Annotated in this window: 13 protein-coding genes; 5 read left to right on the plus strand and 8 right to left on the minus strand. The window is 68.8% G+C overall.

From position 1 onward, the window contains the following. Positions 1-46: 46 nt before the first annotated feature. Positions 47-334, minus strand: a complete 288-nt coding sequence (gene groES / locus DEBA_RS02485; protein ID WP_013257324.1) for a co-chaperone GroES — start codon at positions 332-334, stop codon at positions 47-49. 267 nt (positions 335-601) lie between these two features. On the opposite strand from groES, the gene rlmN reads away from it, so the two are divergent. Continuing rightward, positions 602-1,690, plus strand: a complete 1,089-nt coding sequence (rlmN, locus tag DEBA_RS02490; protein ID WP_043814992.1) for a 23S rRNA (adenine(2503)-C(2))-methyltransferase RlmN — start codon at positions 602-604, stop codon at positions 1,688-1,690. On the opposite strand, the gene DEBA_RS02495 is transcribed toward rlmN, so the two are convergent. Both DEBA_RS02495 and DEBA_RS02500 read right to left on the minus strand, forming a co-directional pair. Next, a complete protein-coding gene (locus tag DEBA_RS02495) occupies positions 1,633-3,075 on the minus strand; it encodes a SagB/ThcOx family dehydrogenase (RefSeq protein ID WP_013257326.1) in 1,443 nt (480 codons plus the stop codon). The two genes, rlmN and DEBA_RS02495, sit on opposite strands and share 58 nt — an antisense overlap. Next, a complete protein-coding gene (locus DEBA_RS02500; protein ID WP_013257327.1) occupies positions 3,075-3,404 on the minus strand; it encodes a hypothetical protein in 330 nt (109 codons plus the stop codon). The genes DEBA_RS02495 and DEBA_RS02500 overlap by 1 nt, the downstream gene beginning before the upstream one ends. A gap of 124 nt (positions 3,405-3,528) precedes the next feature. Here DEBA_RS02500 and DEBA_RS02505 point away from each other — a divergent pair, with 124 nt between their 5' ends. Then, a complete protein-coding gene (locus DEBA_RS02505) occupies positions 3,529-5,925 on the plus strand; it encodes a DUF3536 domain-containing protein (RefSeq protein ID WP_013257328.1) in 2,397 nt (798 codons plus the stop codon). Between the two features lie 27 nt (positions 5,926-5,952). Then, positions 5,953-8,055 (plus strand): alpha-amylase/4-alpha-glucanotransferase domain-containing protein, encoded by a 2,103-nt coding sequence (locus DEBA_RS02510; protein WP_013257329.1) that lies wholly within the window; start codon positions 5,953-5,955, stop codon positions 8,053-8,055. Positions 8,056-8,062: 7 nt separating this feature from the next. Here the strand turns inward: DEBA_RS02510 and DEBA_RS02515 are convergent, their stop codons facing one another. Next, positions 8,063-10,375 carry a GGDEF domain-containing protein gene (locus DEBA_RS02515; RefSeq protein ID WP_013257330.1) on the minus strand — a complete coding sequence of 771 codons (2,313 nt, stop codon included), beginning with the start codon at positions 10,373-10,375 and terminating at the stop codon, positions 8,063-8,065. A 175-nt stretch (positions 10,376-10,550) separates the two neighbouring features. After that, positions 10,551-10,763: a DUF4177 domain-containing protein gene (locus DEBA_RS02520; protein ID WP_013257331.1), complete on the minus strand. Its 213-nt coding sequence runs from the start codon at positions 10,761-10,763 to the stop codon at positions 10,551-10,553. Positions 10,764-10,960: 197 nt separating this feature from the next. On the opposite strand from DEBA_RS02520, the gene DEBA_RS02525 reads away from it, so the two are divergent. Both DEBA_RS02525 and DEBA_RS02530 read left to right on the plus strand, forming a co-directional pair. Beyond that, entirely contained in the window at positions 10,961-12,607 is a 1,647-nt protein-coding gene (locus DEBA_RS02525) for an acyl-CoA dehydrogenase family protein (RefSeq protein ID WP_013257332.1), read from the plus strand. Between the two features lie 51 nt (positions 12,608-12,658). Continuing rightward, positions 12,659-14,170, plus strand: coding sequence for a class I adenylate-forming enzyme family protein (locus tag DEBA_RS02530; RefSeq protein ID WP_013257333.1), 1,512 nt, complete (start codon positions 12,659-12,661; stop codon positions 14,168-14,170). A 75-nt stretch (positions 14,171-14,245) separates the two neighbouring features. Here DEBA_RS02530 and DEBA_RS18545 read toward each other — a convergent pair whose 3' ends face one another. The 3 genes from DEBA_RS18545 to DEBA_RS02545 are packed head-to-tail and all read right to left on the minus strand — an operon-like array spanning position 14,246 to position 18,775. Then, positions 14,246-16,774, minus strand: a complete 2,529-nt coding sequence (locus tag DEBA_RS18545) for a tetratricopeptide repeat protein (RefSeq protein WP_013257334.1) — start codon at positions 16,772-16,774, stop codon at positions 14,246-14,248. Positions 16,775-16,793: 19 nt separating this feature from the next. Continuing rightward, entirely contained in the window at positions 16,794-18,194 is a 1,401-nt protein-coding gene (gene selA / locus DEBA_RS02540) for an L-seryl-tRNA(Sec) selenium transferase (protein ID WP_013257335.1), read from the minus strand. Between the two features lie 17 nt (positions 18,195-18,211). After that, positions 18,212-18,775: an NUDIX hydrolase gene (locus tag DEBA_RS02545; protein ID WP_013257336.1), complete on the minus strand. Its 564-nt coding sequence runs from the start codon at positions 18,773-18,775 to the stop codon at positions 18,212-18,214. Positions 18,776-18,867: the final 92 nt, after the last annotated feature.

Below are 18,867 nucleotides of genomic sequence, written 5' to 3' on the forward strand. Positions count from 1 at the left end.
TCCTTGGATGAGAGAGTTGGTGCGAAGTGTGTCGCGTTGGACCGTTCTAGGCGACGATGCCCAGAATGTCGTCCTCGCGCATGATCAGGACCTCGTCGCCGTCGATCTTGACCTCGGTGCCGGCGTACTTGCCAAACAGCACCACGTCGCCTGCCTTGACGGTCAGCTCCAGCTTGGTGCCGTTGTCCAGCACCTTGCCCGGGCCCACGGCCAGGATCCTGCCCTGCTGGGGTTTTTCCTTGGCGGCGTCGGGAATGATCAGGCCGCCGGCGGTTTTTTCGACTTCTTCGAGCCGCTTGACGATCACGCGGTCCTGCAACGGTTTGATATTCATCTTCGCCTCTCCTTGGTGGATCAAAATTAGTTTCACGCCGATTTTTGGCGTCACGCGCCCACGGCGGGCGCTCCGTTGGCTGGGTTGTTGTTAGCACTCATCGCTGGCGAGTGCTAACACCTCGATGATAAGCACCACCCGTCACCCGTGCAAGGCCGCGCGGTGATTTTTTCGTTTTTTTCGGCGATGGCGCTGATTTTTGGCCAGGCTTCCGGCGGCCGTGGCGGTGGCGTCGCCGGGCCGGCTGGCGGGTGGTATCATAGGCCCATGAGCGACATGGCCCAAAAGCCCGATCTGCGCGACCTGACGGCCGAGCAGTTGGCCCGCCTGCTGGCCGATCTTGGCGAAAAGCCTTTCCGCGCCCGCCAGGTGTCGCAGTGGCTCCATGGTCACGGCGTCGATGATATAGCCGATATGACTAGTCTTTCCAAGGCCTTGCGCGCCAAGCTCTCCGCCGTGGGCCGGCTGACGGCCATGGGCCCGGCCAAGGTGCTGCAATCGGCCGACGGCACGCGCAAGCTGTTGTTTTTGCTGGAGGACGGCCAAGCCATCGAGAGCGTGCTCATGCCCGAGGACGGCCATCACACTCTCTGCGTCTCGACCCAGGTCGGCTGTCGCCAGGGCTGTCGTTTCTGCGCCACCGCCAGCCTGGGCCTGCGGCGCAACCTGCGTCCGGCCGAGATTCTGGGCCAGGTGCTGGCCGCGCGCCGCCTGTGCGACGAGTTTCGCCCGTTGACCAACCTGGTCTTCATGGGCATGGGCGAACCCCTGGACAATCTGGACAACGTCATCGTGGCCCTGGGGCACATCCTGGGCGAGCATGGCCTGCAAATGAGCCAGCGCCGCGTCACCGTCAGCACCGTGGGCCTGGTCGATCGCCTGCCGCTGTTGGCCGCGGCCTCGCCCTGCGCCCTGGCCATCAGCCTCAACGCGCCCAACGAGCACATCCGTCGCCAGATCATGCCCGTCACCAAGCGTTTCGGCCTGGAGGCCCTGCGCCGGGCCATCGTCGATTATCCGCTCAAGCCCACCCGCCGCGTCACCCTGGAATACGTTTTGCTGGGCGGCGTCAACGACCGGCCCGAGCACGCCAGGGAACTGGCCCGCTGGGCCAAGGGCCTGCCGGTCAAGGTCAACCTGATCGCCTTCAACCCCCACCAGGCCGGGCCGTTTCAGGCCCCCGAGGCGGCGGCGGTGGAGGAGTTTCAGAACGTGCTCATCGAGGGCCATGTCACGGCCCTTTTGCGCCGCTCGCGGGGCCAGGACATCGCCGCGGCCTGTGGCCAGTTGGTGGCCGGTCAGTCGGCCGACGGCGCGCCGGGCCAGCCCTTGACCGGCCCGCAGGCCAGCGCGTAGAGCAGCCGACCGCCCGGCGGCAAGGCGGCCGCCCTGGCCGCCCGCTCGTCATAAAAAGCCCCGACCCCGCAGCAACCCAGACCCAGGGCCGTGGCCGCCAGATAGAGCCTCTGGCCGGCCCGACCGGCGGCGATCATCGCCCGGCGATAGGCTCGTGGCCCAAAGTCGCGCTCGAGTTTTTCCAGATCGGCCCACAGGCACAGCGTCAGGGCCGCCCGGCCGATCCAGCCCTGGCCAAGGCAGGCCTGGGCCAGGGCCGCGCGGCTATCGACGCCCGGGACCACCGGCCGCAGGGCGCGCCTGTCGGGCAGATAGTCGTAGACGCCCATGGCCAGGTCGCGACCGGGGGCCAAAAGCAGGCGGGCGGTCATTGGCCCCCGCGCGGGTAGGGCCGCGGCCAGCAACGTGGCCAGGGCGCGCCGCTCCAGGCCGGCGTGCACAAAGTTGCGCCGCGAGCGCCGGGCGTGGACAACCGCCCACAGGCTTGGTTCGCCGGGCGGCGTGGGCGGCGGCAGGGGTTGATCGTGCTCGCCGGGCTCGGGCTCGGGCCAGTCCGGCTCGGGCTGGGCCACGAACAGCTCGCCGTGGGCGTGGGCGGCCAGCACGCGGCGGTCGCGGCCGATGACCGCGCCCAGGGGCTTGGCCGCCAGGTCCAGGGGTGGCAGGCCTGGCTGTTCCGGTCCGGGGTCGGCCGGCGGCGGCCCGGCCTGGACGATGGCCATGATCGCCTCGTCGCGGTCGGCCACGCCGGCCATGACGCCGGCGGCGGTGTCGGGAAAGCCCAGGATCGTGCGCGGGGCCAGGCCGTGGGCGGCGCAGGCCAGCTCCAGGTTGGCCAACAGGTGGCCGGCGTCGAGCAGGCAGTAGCGATAGGCCCGCTGGCGATATTTCCACAGGCTTCGCCAATGGATGGCGCTGATGAAAAAGCCCAGCCGCGCCGGCGGCCCGGCCAGCGCGCGGCCGATGTGCGTGGCCAGCCGGCCCGGCCACAGCAAATGCAGCCCGCCCGAGGCCGGATCGAAATGGCACAGGCCCTGGGGCGCGCCGTCCACGTCGCAGGCGGCCAGGTATAGCTCGCACGGGTGCAGCGCCCCGGCGCTGGCCCAGGCGCGCAGGCCCTGGGGCCCGGAGCGTTTGGTCAGCCCGGCGGCCAGTTGCAGCAGGCCGGCCAGATCGGCGCTGTCGGCCAGGGCCGGGCCGGCGGCCGGCGGCGGCCAGGCCAGGGCGGCCTCCCAAAAGCCCGCCGTGGTCGGTCGGGGCTCGGGCATGGGCAGCGGGGCGATTTTCTTGTAGAATTTGAACGGGCTGGGTTGGTTGGCCCAATCGAGGACATGGCCCTCCATGCCGGCGGGGTCGTAGGCCGTTTCGTCGTGATAGCTGCTCATCAGGCGCTTCCGGGCAGGGTGAGGTAGGCCGGGCCGAAGCGACGGCTCAGGCTCAGCGAAAACTCGGTGAGGGCCACGCACAGGCCCAAGGCCCGATCGTAGGCGGCCAGAAGCTCGGGCGCGGCGTTTTCGGGCGGATCGACGCCCTCGCGCAGGCCCAGCATCTGGCCCGTTTCGGCGGTGAGGCCCTGGGCCAGGCCGTGCAGGGCCTTGACCTCGGCCGGCGACGGCTTGATGCGCGCCTCGACCCGCTGGCGCATGGCCGCCAGCTTGCCTTCCAGGCGCTCGATGGCTTGCTCGACGGCCGCCAGGCGCTCGTCGGGCTGCATGGCTTCCTCCGCGCCGGGCGGGGCAATCGCGTTTCGCGGGTGTTGGCCGCCATTGTTCGTTCGCCCGGCCTGAGGTTTAGTCTACACTGTAAAGGAAATCGTTGCAGCGAAAGGATCGCGGCCCATGGCGAAGCACGTTTGCGTTCACGGCCATTTCTACCAGCCGTTCCGCGAAAACCCCTGGCTGGAAGTCGTCGAGGTGCAAGACAGCGCCGCGCCTTTTCACGATTGGAACGAGCGGGTGGCCGCCGAATGCTACGCGCCCAACTCGGCGGCGCGCATCATGGGCGCCGAGGGCAAGATCACCGACATCGTCAACAACTATCAGTTCATGTCGTTCAACTTCGGGGCCACGCTGATGGGCTGGCTGCGGGCCCAGGCCCCGGCCGTGCATGAGGCGCTCATCGAGGCCGACCAGGCGGCCATCGCCCGCTGGGGCCACGGCGGGGCCATGGCCCAGGTCTACCATCATCTTATAATGCCCCTGTGCAACGACCGCGACAAGCAGACGCAGATTCTCTGGGGCCTGGCCGATTTCGCCCACCGTTTCGGCCGGCCGGCGGCGGGCATGTGGTTGGCCGAGACCGCCGTGGACACACCCACCCTGGAGCTGATGGCCCAGGCCGGGGTCAAGTTCACCGTGCTGGCCCCGCGCCAGGCGGCGATGATCCGGCCCGGCCCCGACGCGGCCTGGCACGAAATCGGCGCCGACGGGCTGAACACGCGGCGGCCTTACATCGTGCGGCTGCGCGGCGGCCGTTCGATCGTGGTGTTTTTCTACGACGGCCCGGTCAGCCAGGCGGTGGCCTTTGAAAACCTTTTGCAGGACGGCGCGCGTTTCGCCCAGCGCATCATGGGCGCTTTCGTCGAGGGCGAAGGTGGCGACCAACTGGTCAGCCTGGCCACCGACGGCGAATCCTACGGCCATCATCACCGCTTTGGCGAGATGGCCCTGGCCTTTGCCCTGCAACGCATCGACCACGACCCCACGGTCAAGCTGACCAACTTCGCCGCCTACCTGGCCGCCAACCCGCCGACCTGGGAGGCGCGCATCGTCGAGGCCAGCTCGTGGTCGTGCGCCCACGGCGTGGAGCGCTGGCGGGCCGACTGTGGCTGCAACACCGGCGGCAACCCGGGCTGGAATCAAAAATGGCGCGGGCCCCTGCGCCAGGGCCTTAATGTCCTGCGCGATCAACTGGCCGATCTTTTTGAGCAAAAGGCCGATGGGCTCCTGCACGACCCCTGGGCCGCCCGCGATGATTATGTCCGGTTGTTGTTGGACAATTCGGCCGCGGGGCGCAAGCGTTTTCTGGAAAACCACGCCAAGATTTTGCTGGACCAGCAAGGGCGGGCCACCGTCTGGCAATTGCTGGAGATGCAGCGCTGGGCCATGGCCATGTTCACCTCGTGCGGCTGGTTTTTCGACGACATCAGCGGCCTGGAGCCGGTGCAGAACCTGCGCATGGCCGCCCGGGCCATCCAACTGGCCCGCGAACTGGGCGCGGCCGGCCTGGAGCGCTCGCTGGTGGCCACGTTGTCGCGGGCCCAGTCCAACCGGCCCAACAAGGGCAGCGGGGCCGACATCTGGCGGGCCAGGGTCGCCCCGGAGCTGGTGGGCCTGGAGCGCGTGGCCGCCCACGCGGCCATCAGCGGCGTGATGGAGGAAGAACCGCCGCCGCCCCGGCTCTATTGTTATCAACTGGCCGACCTGGGCCACCGCCACATCGATCACCTGGGGGCCAGCCTGTCGTGGGGGGCCTTGCGCGCCCGCCACGTGCGCATCGGCCGCGATCACGAGCTGATCTACGCCGCCCTGCACCGCGGCGGTCACGAGTTCGCCGCCTGGGTGCGGCCCCGCCCGACCGATTGGGACATCGACGAGATCGGCGCGGCGGCCGAGGATCTGCTGCGCTCGCTGGAGCTGGAGCGGGTCGAGGCCGTGCTTGCGCGGCTGGTGGGCGGCCAGCGCTTCGACCTCAGCGACCTGTTCCTGGAGGGCCGGCGTTCGCTGGCCGAGGAGATGGCCCGCCGCCTGACCACCCGCAACTTCGAGGTGGCCAAGAGCATCTACGACGAGAGCAAGGAGCAGATGCTGATGCTAAAGAGCATCAACGTGCCCTTGCCGCCGCTGTTCAACGCCCTGGCCGAGGCCATGATCGGCGAGGAACTGGTCCAGGGCATGGACCTGCCGCCGGGCCGCGACCTGGCCGGCCACCTGGGCGCGCTGGCCCGCCAGGCCAAGGCCCTGAGCCTCAAGCCCAACGGCGGCCGCCTGGAGCGGGCCCTGGCCAAACGCTTGGCCGCCTGCCTGGCCGAACTGTTGGAGTCGCCCGCCGCGGTGGGGCCGCTGGAGCGGGCGCTGACCCTGCTGGACCTGGCCCAGGCCCTGGAGCTGCGTCCCGATCTGTGGGAGGCCCAGAACCACTATTTCGAGCTGATCGGCTCGCTGGCCGGGCCGCCCAGCGATGGCCTGGCCAAACTGGCCCGTCGCCTCAACATCGCCATCGCGGCCCGCCCCTAGGCGCGGCCGGGAAACGGACCAAAGCCCGTGGACAAAATCAGCCTGATCATGGTCTTGCACGGCCACCAGCCGGTGGGCAACTACGACAAGGTCTTCGCGTTGGCCACCCGCGTCTGCTACCGGCCGGTGGTGGAGCTGTTGGGCCAATATCCCGATTTTCATTTCGGGCTGCATTTTTCCGGCCCGCTGCTGGGCTGGCTGGAGCAAAACGACCCGGAGTTGCTCGACCTGCTGGCCGCCATGGTCGACCGGGGCCAGGTCGAGATGCTCTCGGGCGGTTATTACGAGCCCCTGCTCAGCTCCATCCCCGCCCGCGACGCCCTGGGCCAGTTGGCCATGATGACCGACTATCTGCAACGGCGTTTCGGCCAGCGGCCCCAAGGCTTCTGGCTGGCCGAGCGCGTCTGGGAGCCGGGCCTGCCGGCCAAGCTGGCCCCGGCCGGGCTGGGCTACACCCTGGTCGACGACACGCACCTCTACTACGCCGGCCTGCCGCCCCGGGCCATGTTCGGCCACAGCCTCACCGAGCGCGAGGGCCATTTGCTGGCGCTGCTGCCGACCAACAAAGAGCTGCGCTACACCATCCCCTTTCAGGAGCCCCAGGCCACGCTGGACTTCATGCGCCGCGCCCTGGACGAGCATGGCCCCACCTGCGCCACCTATGGCGACGATTGCGAGAAATTCGGCCTCTGGCCGCGCACCCAGGAGTTGGTCTTCGGCCGGGGCTGGCTGCGGCGCTTTGTCGAGGCGGTCCTGGCCAACGGCGACTGGCTGGCCACCAGCCGGCCCGGCCAGTGGGTGGCCGAAAACAAGCCGGCCGGCCGGGTGTACCTGCCCACGGCCTCCTACGAGGAGATGGGCGAATGGTCGCTGCCCGCCGAGGCCGGCCAGGCCCTGGCCCAGGCCGTGGAGGAACTGCGCGCCGAGGGCCGTTACGAAGCCTTTCGCCGCTTCATTCGCGGCGGCGTGTGGGATAATTTCCTGGTCAAGTATCGGCCCAGCAACATCATGCACAAACGCATGCTGCGCATCAGCCAGAAGGTGGCCCAGTCCGGCGACCCCATCGCCCGCGACCACCTCTACCAGGCCCAGTGCAACTGCGCCTATTGGCACGGCATGTTCGGCGGGCTTTACCTGGGCCACCTGCGCCAGGCCGTGCACCAGCAGCTTATCGCCGCCGAGGCCATCTGCGATGCGGCCCAGGCCCCGGGGGGCGCTTGTGACGTGGCCGACCTCGACCTGGACGGCGCGCCCGAGGTGGCCCTGGCCAATCGGCACCTCGACCTGTTGATCCACCCGGCCTACGGCGGCTCGGCCAGCGTGCTGAACCTGCGCGGCCCGGCCTGCAACCTGGCCGACGTGCTCACCCGCCAGCCCGAGGCCTACCACCGCCACCTGTGGGAGCCCCACGACGATCAAGGCCAGGGCCAGGGCGGCGACGAAGTCAAGTCCATCCACGACGTGGTGCGCTTCAAACAGCCCGATCTGCCCCAGCGCGTGGTCTACGACTGGTATCAGCGGGCCTGCTTCCAGGATCACCTGCTCGCGCCCAAGGCCGACTGGCAAAGCTATCAGCGGCCCGATTACGGCGAGTGGGGAGACCTGATCGACCAGCCCTTCGAATTGGTCGAGCACGGCCAGGATGGCGGCCGGACCTTTTGCCTGCTGCGCCGCGTCAGCGCGGTGTTCGCCCCCGGCGGGCCTTTCCCGCTGAGCGTGGAAAAGCGTTACAGTCTGGGCCCCGGGCCCGAGCTGCGCCTGAGCTATTGGCTGCGCGCGGCGGCCGACGCGCCGGCCATGCGCCTGGCGGTGGAACTCAACCTGACCATGCTGGCCCACGACGACCCCCAACGCTTCATCGAGCTGGCCGACGGCCGCATCTGGAGCCCCGGCCAGACCGCCCAGGCCACGGGCGTGGAGTGGCTGCGCCTGGTCAACAAGCCCCAGGACTACGCCGTGACCATCAGCCCCGGCCCGGCCGCCGAGGCCTGGCTGTTCCCGGTGGAGACCGTCAGCCAGAGCGAGGACGGCCTGGAGCTGACCTATCAGGGCAGTTCGCTTTCGTTTTTGTGGCCGGTGCCGGCCGGGGCGGGGCTGTGCAAGTTCGAGCTGACGCTGAAAATCGCCTGAGGCCGGCTCAGCGGGGCGGGCAAACGCCCGGCTGGCCCTCCGGCGAGGCGGCGCTGACCGGCCGCCGCCGGTCGCGCACCCAGACGTTGCCGGGCAACGATTTGGCCCAGCGCTTGGTCTCGGCGGCGCGCTGGCCGATCTGCTGCAAATCGCACGCGCCCACGCAATCGACAATGCCCAGCGACACCGAAACCAGCGGGAAGCGGCTCATGCGGCCGTCGCGGCCCTTGGCCTCCACGTAGCCCTGGGCGGCGTGTTCGGCGCTGTAGAGGCCCTTGACCAGCCGCGAAAAGCAGCGCACCACCGCCGTGCAGACCCGCTCGGCCCGCTGGGGCTGGCAGATGACCACGAAATCGTCGCCGCCGACATGGCCCACGAAATGGCCCTTGCCGGCGTGGCGTTTGGCCGCCCAGGCGGCGATCTTGGCCAGCAGGCGCAACATCGCGTCGCCGGATTTGAAGCCGTAGGTGTCGTTGTAGGCCTTGAAGTGATCGAGGTCGATGTAGATGAAGCTGGCCGGATCGTCGCCGTTGCAGTGGTTTTCGATCTCGCGCTCCAGGGTCAGGCCGCCGGGCAGGCCGGTGAGGGGGCTGGCGCCCTTGGCCATTTCCACCTGGACGCGGGCCAGGGCGTCGAGCATCTTCTGCACGCTGACCAGGCCCAGGCAGCGGCCGCTCTCGGTGACGATGATGTGGTCGTAGAGCTTGAAGCGGTCGCGGCTCATGGCCATCTTGGCCACGTCCTCCACCGGTTGCGAGCCGTCGACCACCAGGGGCCGGCGATCCATGAGCAGATCGACGCTGCGGTCGAAGTAGAGCGCCGGGCCGTATTGGGTGCCCAGTTGGCGATCCAGGGCGTGGCTCATGACCAGGCCCACCGGCCGGCCGGCCTCGACCACCACCACCCCGCTGATGGGGTTGTTGTCCAGCAGGGCCTTGACGCCGCGCACCTTGGCCCCGGGATGGACCTGGGGGCCGGGTTCGGCCAGCTCGCGCACGGGGATCGAGCACTTCCAATTGGCCTCGCCGCCGCGCTTGCCGCGGATGGCGATGACCGTGTCCGTCAACGGCTTGGGGTTGGCCGGCCGGGCCAAAAAGAAGCCCTGGCCATAATGCACGCCCATCTCGGCCAGGCAAGTCAGTTCGGTTTCGGTCTCGATGCCCTCGGCCACCACGCTACTGCCGATCTTGTCGGCCAGGGTGACCAGCGCCTCCAACAGCGCCCGCTGGACGGGGTTGCTGTCGATGCCCCGCACCAACGACATGTCGGCCTTGATGTAGTCGGGCCGCAGGTTGGCGATGCGCGACAGGCCCGAATAGCCCGTGCCCACGTCGTCGATGGCCACCAGAAAACCCTGCGAGCGGTAGTGATCGAGGGTGCGGTAAAACAGGGTGAAGTTCTGGATGGAGTGGCGCTCGGTGATCTCGAAGACCACGTTGGCCGGCTCCAGGCCGTTGGCGCGCAGGAGCTTGCGCGTCTGGCCGGCGCGGAAATCGGGGTCGGCCAGGGTGCGCGGGTGGATGTTGACGAAAAGCTTCTGCTCGGGGCGCAGGCCGCCCAGGCCGCGGATGGCCTGTTCGCGGCAGGCCCGCTCCAGGCGAAACAGCGAGCCCACCTCCTCGGCGAAGTCGAACATCATCGTCGGCGACTGGAAATAACTGCCCTCGGGGCCGCGGGCCAGGGCCTCCCAGCCCAGGGGACGGCCGCTTTCCAGGTCGACAATGGGTTGATAGACCGCCTGCACCAGAGGCTCGTCGATGAGCTTGCGAAACTCGTTCAGCAGCGAAAGGCCCTCTTGGTTGAGCAGATCGCTGGCCACGGCCCGGGCCTTGACCAGGGCGCGGCGAAAATCCGACTCGGGGCTTTCACTCCACTCGGGCGGCAGATAAGCGCAGCCCACCTCCAGGCTCAGGCCCTGGCCGGTCAGGCGCACCGACTCCTGGCCCAACCGGTGGCGCGCGTCCAACAACAGGCGTAAGGCCCGGTCGGTCATGCGCCGTTGCGACAGCCCGTTGCCCGCGTAAATCAGCAAATATTGGCTGACCCCAAGCTGGCCCAGATGGATCAGGCCGTTTTCCTTGAACTGGGCCTTGGCGCTGGCGCGCAGGATGGTGTCGAGGCGCTCGACGATCTGCCCGGCGGCGTCGGTTCCGTAGATGCCCGAAAAGCGGTCGAAACCGGGGATGTTGACCAAAAGCAGGCCCAGGGGGCGTCGCGCGGCGGCGGCCTCCATGACCAATTCGAAGACCTTGGCCTCGTCACCGAGCCCGAGGCCGCGCCCACTTTCACGCCTGGCGGCGGGGATCAGGTCGTAGAGCATGTCAGCCGATCCTGGCAGGGGCTGTGTCGCCAACACGATCACACCTTTTTTTTTGTCATAGTTGTTCCGGCGCGGTTGCGCGCGGGGAAGTGATCCCCGGCGTGCTGATTGTGCCGGGCCCGGGCGGCCGCGTCGTGACGGGCCGGTGACAAAAAGGTGAATCTTGGCGGGGCGCTCAGACGGGGCGCTTGAGAAAGGCCCGATGGCCCTTGTCGCCGGGCAGGATCGTCACCAACTCCCAGCCGTCCTGGCCGATCCTGTTGAGGTATTCCACGAAGCCCTCGCTCTGGGGCGCGGCGTGGCCGGCGCAACCGATGTCGCTGAGGACGGTCCAGAGCTTGTCGACCCACACGGTGCGGTATTCCCATTTGATTGTCTTTTGGCTCACGGCGCGCTCCCGGCCCGAATCGCTTTGGCATGCTGGAAGTTTAGCACGGCTTGGCCGCCGGCGGGAGGCTGCTCGGGCATTGAAAAAATAAACAAGGTTATTGACGCAAAACTTGGTTTTGTGCCACCGTTGCTGTTGTGCGTCATCAGCCGTGAAGCCCCATCCACCACAGGCCACCAAACAAGCGAGGAATCAACATGAGCCTTCCCGACCGCGCCAATCCCTATAATTTCGACGAGATCATCGGCCAGATCCAAGGCTTCAATTATTACGCCGACGATCCGTTTTTGCAAAAAGCCCTCGAACGCCACGCTGGCGCCGAGTTCCCCGCCCTCGACCAGGCCCTGCGCCGTTTCGACCCGCTGGTCTCCCAGCGCTGGCGCAAGATGGCCGACGAGATCGCCCGGCCCGACGTCCTGCCCGTCTTGCAAAATTACGACGCCCACAACCGGCGCATCGACCGCCTGGTGCGGCCCGAGACGACCAAGATCCTCGAACGCGAGATCTTCGGCCAGGGGCTTTTCGCGGCGGCCACGCCGCCGTGGCTGGGCATGGTCAAGCGCTATCTGCTGCACCAGAACGGCGAGTTCGGCGTGATGTGCCCCATCGCCTGCACCGAGGGCCTGGTGGCCCTGGCCGACCAGTTCCCCGAGGGCCGCCACCCCGCCGTGCAACGCATCCTCGACCACTGCAAGGAGGGCTTTGACGGCGACTTCGGCGTGGGGGCCCAGTTCATGAGCGAGATTCAGGGCGGCAGCGACATCCCGGCCAACCTGCTGGAGGCCGTGCCCGCCGGCGATCATTACTTGCTCCACGGCTCCAAGTTTTTTTGCTCGGCCATGCAGGCCGACTACGCCGTGGTTACGGCCAAGGTCAGCGGCGGCGAAAAGCCCGGGGCCTTCATCGTGCCGGCCTGGCTGCCCGGCGACAAGGAGCGCGAAAAGCGCAACGCCTGCCGCATCAATCGCATCAAGTGGAAAATGGGCACCGCCGAACTGCCCACCGCCGAGGTCGAATACGACGGGGCCGTGGCCTACGCCGTGGGGCCCACCGACCGTGGCGTGGCCAACGCCGTGGGCGTGGTGCTGACCCTTTCGCGGCTGACGGTGGGCTTTTCCAGCGCGGCGGCCATGGTCCGCGCCGCCCGCGAAGCCGGGCTCTACAGCCAGTTCCGCGACGTTTTCGGCCAAAAGATCTGCCAGACGCCGCTGGCGGCCCATCAACTGCGCGGCATGATCAACACCTCCAGGCGCACCACCGCCGCCGCCTTCAAGGTCTTTGGCCTGTTCGTGAGCTTGGGCCGGCGCTTGCAGGGCGGGCTGGACTCCAACGAACCCCTGGCCATGCGGCGCAAGCGCTTTTTGCTGCGCGAGCTGATCATCATCCAAAAGCTGGTCACGGCCTTCGAGGCCCCGGAGGTGATCCGCCAGGCCATGAGCATCTTCGGCGGCCACGGCGTGATCGAGGACTTTGTCTCGCTGCCCCGGCTCTACCGCGACGCGGCGGTCAACGAGCTGTGGGAAGGCCCGCGCAATGTGCTCTTGATGCAGGCGCTGCGCGATCTGCTGCGCGTGCAGGGCTGGTATCCGGCCGCCGATTTCGTCGCCGACATGCTGGCCGGGGCCCAGCCGGCCCGCGTGGCCGAGTTGGCCGCCGAGTTGGCCGGCTTCATGGCCGATCCGCCGGCCGTGGAGGCCACGGCGCAATCCATGGCCCGAGCCGCCCAATGGGAGCGCCTGGTCGAGGAGCTGTTCCACGCCTATCAAGACCAGGCCCTGGCCGAGATCGGCCCGGCGCCCATAGTCAGTCGCGAATTGATCTCCTTCCCAGCCATCTGGGATTGAGCCACAAGCAAGGGTCCATGGCATCGACAATCTATCGGGAGGGTCCAAGGTATGGAGCTGAACATCGGCGCTTTGATAAGCGAGCGGGCGCGTCTTTCGCCGGACAGGGAGGGGTTCATCGGCGAGGGCTACCGTTACAGCTTTGCCCAAGTCAACTCCAGGGTGAACCAGTTGGCGGCCTATCTGGCCGGGCGTGGGATCGGCTTTGGCGATCGTGTCGCGGTTTTATGCAAAAATAACGAGCACATCGGCGTAGCGCTCTTTGCCGCGGCCAAGCTGGGGGCCATCGCGGTGATGCTCAACTGGCGTCTGCAAGGGCCCGAGCTGGAATATATCCTGGGCGATTGCGGGGCCACGACCCTGCTCTACGATGTCGATTTCCTGCCCGTGGTCGACGGCCTGCGGGCCAAGATCCCGGTGAAAAACTATATCCGCCGCGGCGGTCAGGGCCCCGACGCGGACTACGAACAAGCCCTGGCCAGCCAGCCCGACGCCGAACCGACCCTCCGGGGCGGCGGCGACGACGGCGCGGTGATCATGTACACCTCGGGCACCACCGGCCGGCCCAAGGGCGCGGTGCTGACCCACCACAACCTGCTGTGGCAGACCATGGCCATCAGCCACACCGTGCGCTGGTACTACGACCATCGCTTTCTGGTGGTGGCCCCGCTGTTCCACATCGGCGGCCTGGCCCCGGTGGTCACCAACGTCCACGAGGGCTCCACGTCCTATTTCATGCCCGAGTTCGATCCGGTCAAGGTTTGGAAGGTCATCGCCGAGGAAAAGATCACCACCATGATGTCGGTGCCGCTGATGGTCCAGGCGCTCTACATGGTGGCCCAGAAAATGCCGGTGGACTCCTCGAGCCTGCTCAACATCACCTGCGGCGCGGCGGCGGTGCCCAAGTCGCTGATCCAGGCGTTTTTGGCCATGGGCGTGCGCGTCCAGCAGGTCTACGGGGCCACCGAGGTCAGCGGCTCGGCCACTTTCTGGACCCACGAGATGGACCCCGAGCGCTGCGACTCCCAGGGCAAGGCCGACTTCCACACCCAGATCAGGATCGCCGACCCGGCCAGCGGCCAGACCCTGCCCACCGGCCAGGTGGGCGAGATCTGGGTCAAGGGGCCCATCGTGTTCAAGGAATATTGGGGCAAGCCCCAGGCCACCGCCGAGGCCAAGCAAGACGGCTGGTACCGCACCGGCGACATGGGCCGCATGGACGACAAAGGCTATGTTTTCGTGGTCGATCGGCTCAAGGACATGATCATCAGCGGCGGTGAGAACATCTATCCCGCCGAGTTGGAGGCGGTCATCGCCAGCCATCCGGCCGTGGCCGAGGTGGCCGTCGTCGGCCGCCATGATGAAAAATGGGGCGAGATTCCCGTGGCTTATCTGGCCCTCAAGCCCGAGGCCAAGCTGGAGGCCAAAGAGATCTTCGACCTGTGCCGCAAAAACCTGGCCGCCTTCAAGTGCGTCAAGGAGGTGCGTTTCGTCGAGGCCCTGCCGCGCAACCCCGTGGGCAAGATCCTCAAAACCACCCTGCGCCAGATGGTCGACGCCTAACCAGGCGCGTCACCGACAGACCAAAGCGCCGGCTCGGGCATGTTCACGCGCCCGGGCCGGCGCTTTTTTGGGGCCTCAGCCCAGGGCGACCAGTTGGGCCCTGGCCTCTTGCAGATTGGGCTCCAGCTCCAGGGCGCGCAGAATCTGGCGTCGGGCGGCGTCGGCCTGACCCTGGGCGGCCAGCACCCGGCCCAGGCTCAGGGGCAGGTAGGGGTCTTCGGGCCAGGCCTCCACGGCCGCGCGCAGGGTGGCGGCGGCCTCCTCCAGGCGGCCCAGGTCTTGCTGGGCGCGGGCCAACAGGGCCTGATGCCGGGGCTGATCGGGCTCCAGGCGGGCGGCGCGGCTGGCCAGGGAGAGGGCGATCTCGCGGTTGGCCCCGCGGTCGAGGTAGAGCCCGGCCAGGCCGGCCAGGGCGGCGGCGTCGCGGGGCAGGAGCTTAACGGCGGTCTTGAGACAGGCCTCGGCCTGATCGGCGCGGCCCAGGGCGGCCAGGGCCTCGCCCAGGTGGCGATGCACGGCCCGGCGGCAGTCGGGGGCCTTGGCCGCCCGTTGCAACAGCTCGGCGGCCTCCAGCACGCGGCCCTGCATCTGGGCCAGGCGTCCCAACTGAAAGAGGCTGTCGGCGTGGCCGGGCGACAGCTCCAGAGCCCGCTCCAGGCCACGGCGGGCCTGCTCCAGGTGATCGAGGGCCATCAGGGCGCAGCCCATGTTGAAGTGGGCCATGAAGTTGTCGGGCTGGGCGTCCATGGCCTTTTGGAAGTACTCCATGGCCTGTTGGGGCCGTCCCTGTTGGCCGTGGCATACTCCCAATGAATTGAGCACGTTGGGCTCGTTGGGGTCGAGCAGCAGGGCCTTTTCGTACTCGGCGGCGGCCTGGGCGATCAAGCCCTGGTCGAAAAGCATGTCGCCGCTGATGTTGAGGCTGACCGCGTCGAAGGCCACCGCCGCGAAGGGCTCCAGAAAGCCGGCGTGCACCAGGGCCTTGAGGGCGTTTTCGAGGATATCGCTGGCCGGCCAGCCGGGGCAGGGGTGGGCGGCCGCGCCGGCGCGCACGGGGCGTTCGGTGCGGCGGCGCATGGCCTCGGTCATCCGCTGGGCCCAGTCGCGGGCCTGCTCGACGCTTTGTTCGGGCAGCAGGGCGGCCAGGGTGTCGGGGGCGTGGCGGCCCAGGACGGCGTTGGGCGGAAAGGCCAGGCGGGCCTCCTCGGCCAGGGCGCGCATGAGGGCCTCTGCCCCCAGGTGGCCGCTGATCTGGCGCACGCCTTCCAGGCCCTCGATGCGGGCGAGCACGGCGGCCATGGGCTGGGCCTGTTCGCACAAAAGGCCCAGGGCCTGGGCCAGCGACAGGCGGGTGAGCAGGCCCGTGGCCTGATCGACGGCCGCCTCCAGGCGCTGGGCCCCGATGACGATCTCCTCACGGGGGCCGGCCTGGCCGGCGGCGGCCTTTTCCGAATCGGCCGCGGGGGCCAGGCGCAGGGCGTCGCCGGGCCGGGGCGGCTCGGTGGGCTGGTTGACGGCCACGATCTGGGCCACCGATTCATCCTCGGCCACGTCCAGGACGATCAGTTCGGCCCGGGCCAGGCCGGCTTGATCCAGGGCCTGGAAGCGTTGGCCCTGGGCCAGGCCGTCGGCGCGGCCCAGGTCGATGATGGCCTTGTCCAGGGGCAGCACCTGGCTCAGGCGGCCCCAGCGCTCGGCGATGTCTTCGAAAAAGATCAGCGCTCCGGCCCCGGCGCGGCGGGTGGTTTGCAAGGCCCGCTGGGCCCTGGCCTTTTGCTGGGCGGCCAGGTCCACGGCCAGGCCCCGGCAGTCGGCCGCATTGATGGTGGCCGCGCCCAGGCGCAGGCCCAGGGGCCAGGCCGGGCCCTGGGGCGTCTCCAGGCGGATGCCTTCCAGGCGGGCCATGATCTCCTCGGCGGCCTGGCGGGGCTGGCCCTCGTCGTCGGACCACAAGACGGCCAGGGCGTTGCCCAGGCGGGCCAGGCAGATGCTGTCGGCGGCGGCCTCGCGCAGGCGGCCGGCCGTGACGGCCAAGGCGCGATCGGCCAGGCGGCGGCCGTGACGCTCTTGCAGGGCGGCCAGGGCGTCGACCTCCAGCAACGCCAGGCAGACCCCGCCGGGGTGCTGGGCCCCCAGGGCCGGCCGGCCGCGGCTCAACGACGGCCGCAGGCGGCTGATGGCCCCGGCCATGGCTTCATCCAGCACCGGCTCGATGAACAGGCCGCTGGTGGGGTCCAGATCGCGGCTCTGGCGCAGTCGGGCCGCCTCCATGGCCGCCTCCACCAGCGAGGCCAGAAACGGCCCCACCTCGCCGGTAAGCTGCTTGGCCGAGACCTCGTGCACGGCCAGCACCGCCAGGCAGCGGCCTTCATCGCGCAGGGGGATCAGCAAACGCGCCCCGGCCTCGTCGTAAAGCGCCCGGCCGTGGTTGGCGGCCCTGGCCAGGGGGTCGTTGCGGCCGGGCTCGTCGATCGGCGGCGGCAGCAGGTCCACCCGGCCGCTTTTCAGGGCCCGGCGAAAGGGCGGTTTGATGGTCTCCTCGTAGCGGACGAGGGCCTCATAGCTGAGTTGCTGGGCGTGGCCGGAGTTGGCGGCGATGGGCAAGGGCTTTCCCCCGTGGTTGTCAGGCGGCCAGGGCCTTGCAGGCCGCGATGATTTCGGCCCAGTCGGCCGGCAGGATGGTGCGCATGTCCATGAGCAGGCGGCCGTCGTCGAGCCGGCAGATGATCGGCTTGCGCCAGGCGCGCAGGGCCGCCTCCAGGGCGGTGGCGCTGCGGCCCTCGATCGCCACTTCCAGCAGGCGGCTGTCCGGCGCGGCCAGGGGCAAGGCCCCGCCGCCGACCAGGCTCGTCCCGCGCAGGCCGCGCACGGCGAGCCGGGGCAGCTTCAAGGCCCGCAGCTTGCGCAAAAGCGCGGCGGCCCGGGTCGCCAGTTCGTCGTAAGGCGTCGAGAGCATGCGCAGGGTCGGTATCTGCTCGATGGCCTTTTGCGGATCGCGGTAAAGCTCCAGCGTGGCCTCCAGGGCGGCCAGGGTCAGCTTGTCGATGCGCAACGCCCGGTTGATCGGGTTTTGGCGCAGCAGGCCGATCAGATCGGCCCGGCCCAGCAAAATGCCGGCCTGGGGCCCGCCAAGGAGCTTGTCGCCGCTGAAGGCGACCAGGTCGGCGCCCATGGCCAGGGCGTCCTGCACGGTGGGCTCGCGGGGCAGGCCAAAGGCGGCCAGATCCACGAAACAGCCCGAACCCAGGTCGTCCATCACCGGCAGGCCCCGTTTGCGGCCCAGGGCGACCAACTCGGGCAGGGCCACCTCCTGGTGAAAGCCCACCACCGCGAAATTGCTGGTGTGGACCTTGAGCAGCAGGGCGGTCTGGTCGCTGATGGCCCGTTCATAGTCGTGGATGTGGGTCTTGTTGGTGGCCCCCACCTCGCGCAGGATGGCCCCGCTGCGGGCCATGACGTCGGGGATGCGAAACGACCCGCCGATCTCGACCAACTGGCCCCGGCTGACAATGACCTCGCGGCCGGCGGCCAGGCTCTGCAAGGCCAAAAAAACCGCCGCGGCGTTGTTGTTGACCACTAGCGCCGCCTCGGCCCCGGTGATCTCGCGCAGCACGCCGGCCACGTGTTCGTAGCGGCTGCCCCGGCGGCCGCCTTCCAGGTTGTATTCCAGATTGCTGTAGGAGCCGTTGGTGGCCACGATGCGCGCGATGGCCTGTTCGGCCAGCACCGAGCGGCCAAGGTTGGTGTGGACGACCACGCCGGTGGCGTTGATCAGCCCGCGCAGGCTGGGCCGGGCCATCTGGCGGGCCAGATCGGCGGCGCGGGCGGCGACGGCCTGGGCCGAGAGTTCGGCCTCGGGCGGGGCCGCGCCGTGGATGATGTCGCGGCGCAGTTGGTCCACGCTCTGGCGCGCGGCCCGCAGCACCAGGGCGCGGGGCAGTTGGTCCAGGGCCTCGGCCAGGGCCGCCTGGGCCAGGACCTGGTCGATCTTGGGCAGGCGGGAGAGCGCGTTTTGATCGGCCATGGCGGCTCCTCGCGGCCTCAGCGGCCCGCCTTGTCGGTCAGGCCCCGGTGCAACCAGAAAAAAGCCAGGGCCGAGACGACCAGGCTGTGGTCGATGCGGCCGTCGGCGACCATGGCCGGCAGTTCGGCCAGCGGCGCGGTGAAGACCTCGATCATCTCGCCCTCGTCCAGGCGCTGGTCTGCCTTGGGCGCGGCGTTTTTGGCCAAAAAGGTGTAGCAGGTGTTTTCGAACAGGGCCGGGTTGGGGTTGACCTTGCCCAGGTAGACAAGCTCGTCGGCGTCGTAGCCGGTCTCCTCGCGCATCTCCCTGGCCGCGGCGTCGATGGGCCGCTCGCCGGGATCGATCATGCCGCCGGGGATCTCGATGGCCCAGTCGTTGGACCCCACGCGAAACTGCCTGATCAGCACCACTTGGCCGTCGGCGGTCAGGGGCACCACGTTGACCCAATCGGGGCTGGCCAGCACCACGAAATCACGCTCGAGGCCGTCGCCGCGCCGGCAATGGCTCATGCTGGCCTCCAGCACGTGGTGCCGGAAAATCGTCCGCCGCTCTTTTCGCTCCCACCGGTCGGAATCGCTCACCGATCTTATCCTCTCGCTTGCTTATGAGCAACGCAGATGGTTAAATCTGGTTTATGATGATTTCAAAGGCCGCCCCAGCCGAAGCGACGCCG

The organism is Desulfarculus baarsii DSM 2075, assembly GCF_000143965.1.
Classification (GTDB): Bacteria; Desulfobacterota; Desulfarculia; order Desulfarculales; family Desulfarculaceae; genus Desulfarculus; species Desulfarculus baarsii.

Coding starts and splice junctions, on each gene's coding strand:
- DEBA_RS02515 (WP_013257330.1), bottom strand. CDS start 10,375: ATGCTCTACGACCTGATCCCCGCCGCCAGGCGTGAAAGTGGGCGCGGC.
- DEBA_RS02495 (WP_013257326.1), bottom strand. CDS start 3,075: ATGAGCAGCTATCACGACGAAACGGCCTACGACCCCGCCGGCATGGAG.
- rlmN (WP_043814992.1), top strand. CDS start 602: ATGAGCGACATGGCCCAAAAGCCCGATCTGCGCGACCTGACGGCCGAG.
- DEBA_RS02500 (WP_013257327.1), bottom strand. CDS start 3,404: ATGCAGCCCGACGAGCGCCTGGCGGCCGTCGAGCAAGCCATCGAGCGC.
- selA (WP_013257335.1), bottom strand. CDS start 18,194: ATGGCCGATCAAAACGCGCTCTCCCGCCTGCCCAAGATCGACCAGGTC.
- DEBA_RS02525 (WP_013257332.1), top strand. CDS start 10,961: ATGAGCCTTCCCGACCGCGCCAATCCCTATAATTTCGACGAGATCATC.
- groES (WP_013257324.1), bottom strand. CDS start 334: ATGAATATCAAACCGTTGCAGGACCGCGTGATCGTCAAGCGGCTCGAA.
- DEBA_RS02530 (WP_013257333.1), top strand. CDS start 12,659: ATGGAGCTGAACATCGGCGCTTTGATAAGCGAGCGGGCGCGTCTTTCG.
- DEBA_RS02505 (WP_013257328.1), top strand. CDS start 3,529: ATGGCGAAGCACGTTTGCGTTCACGGCCATTTCTACCAGCCGTTCCGC.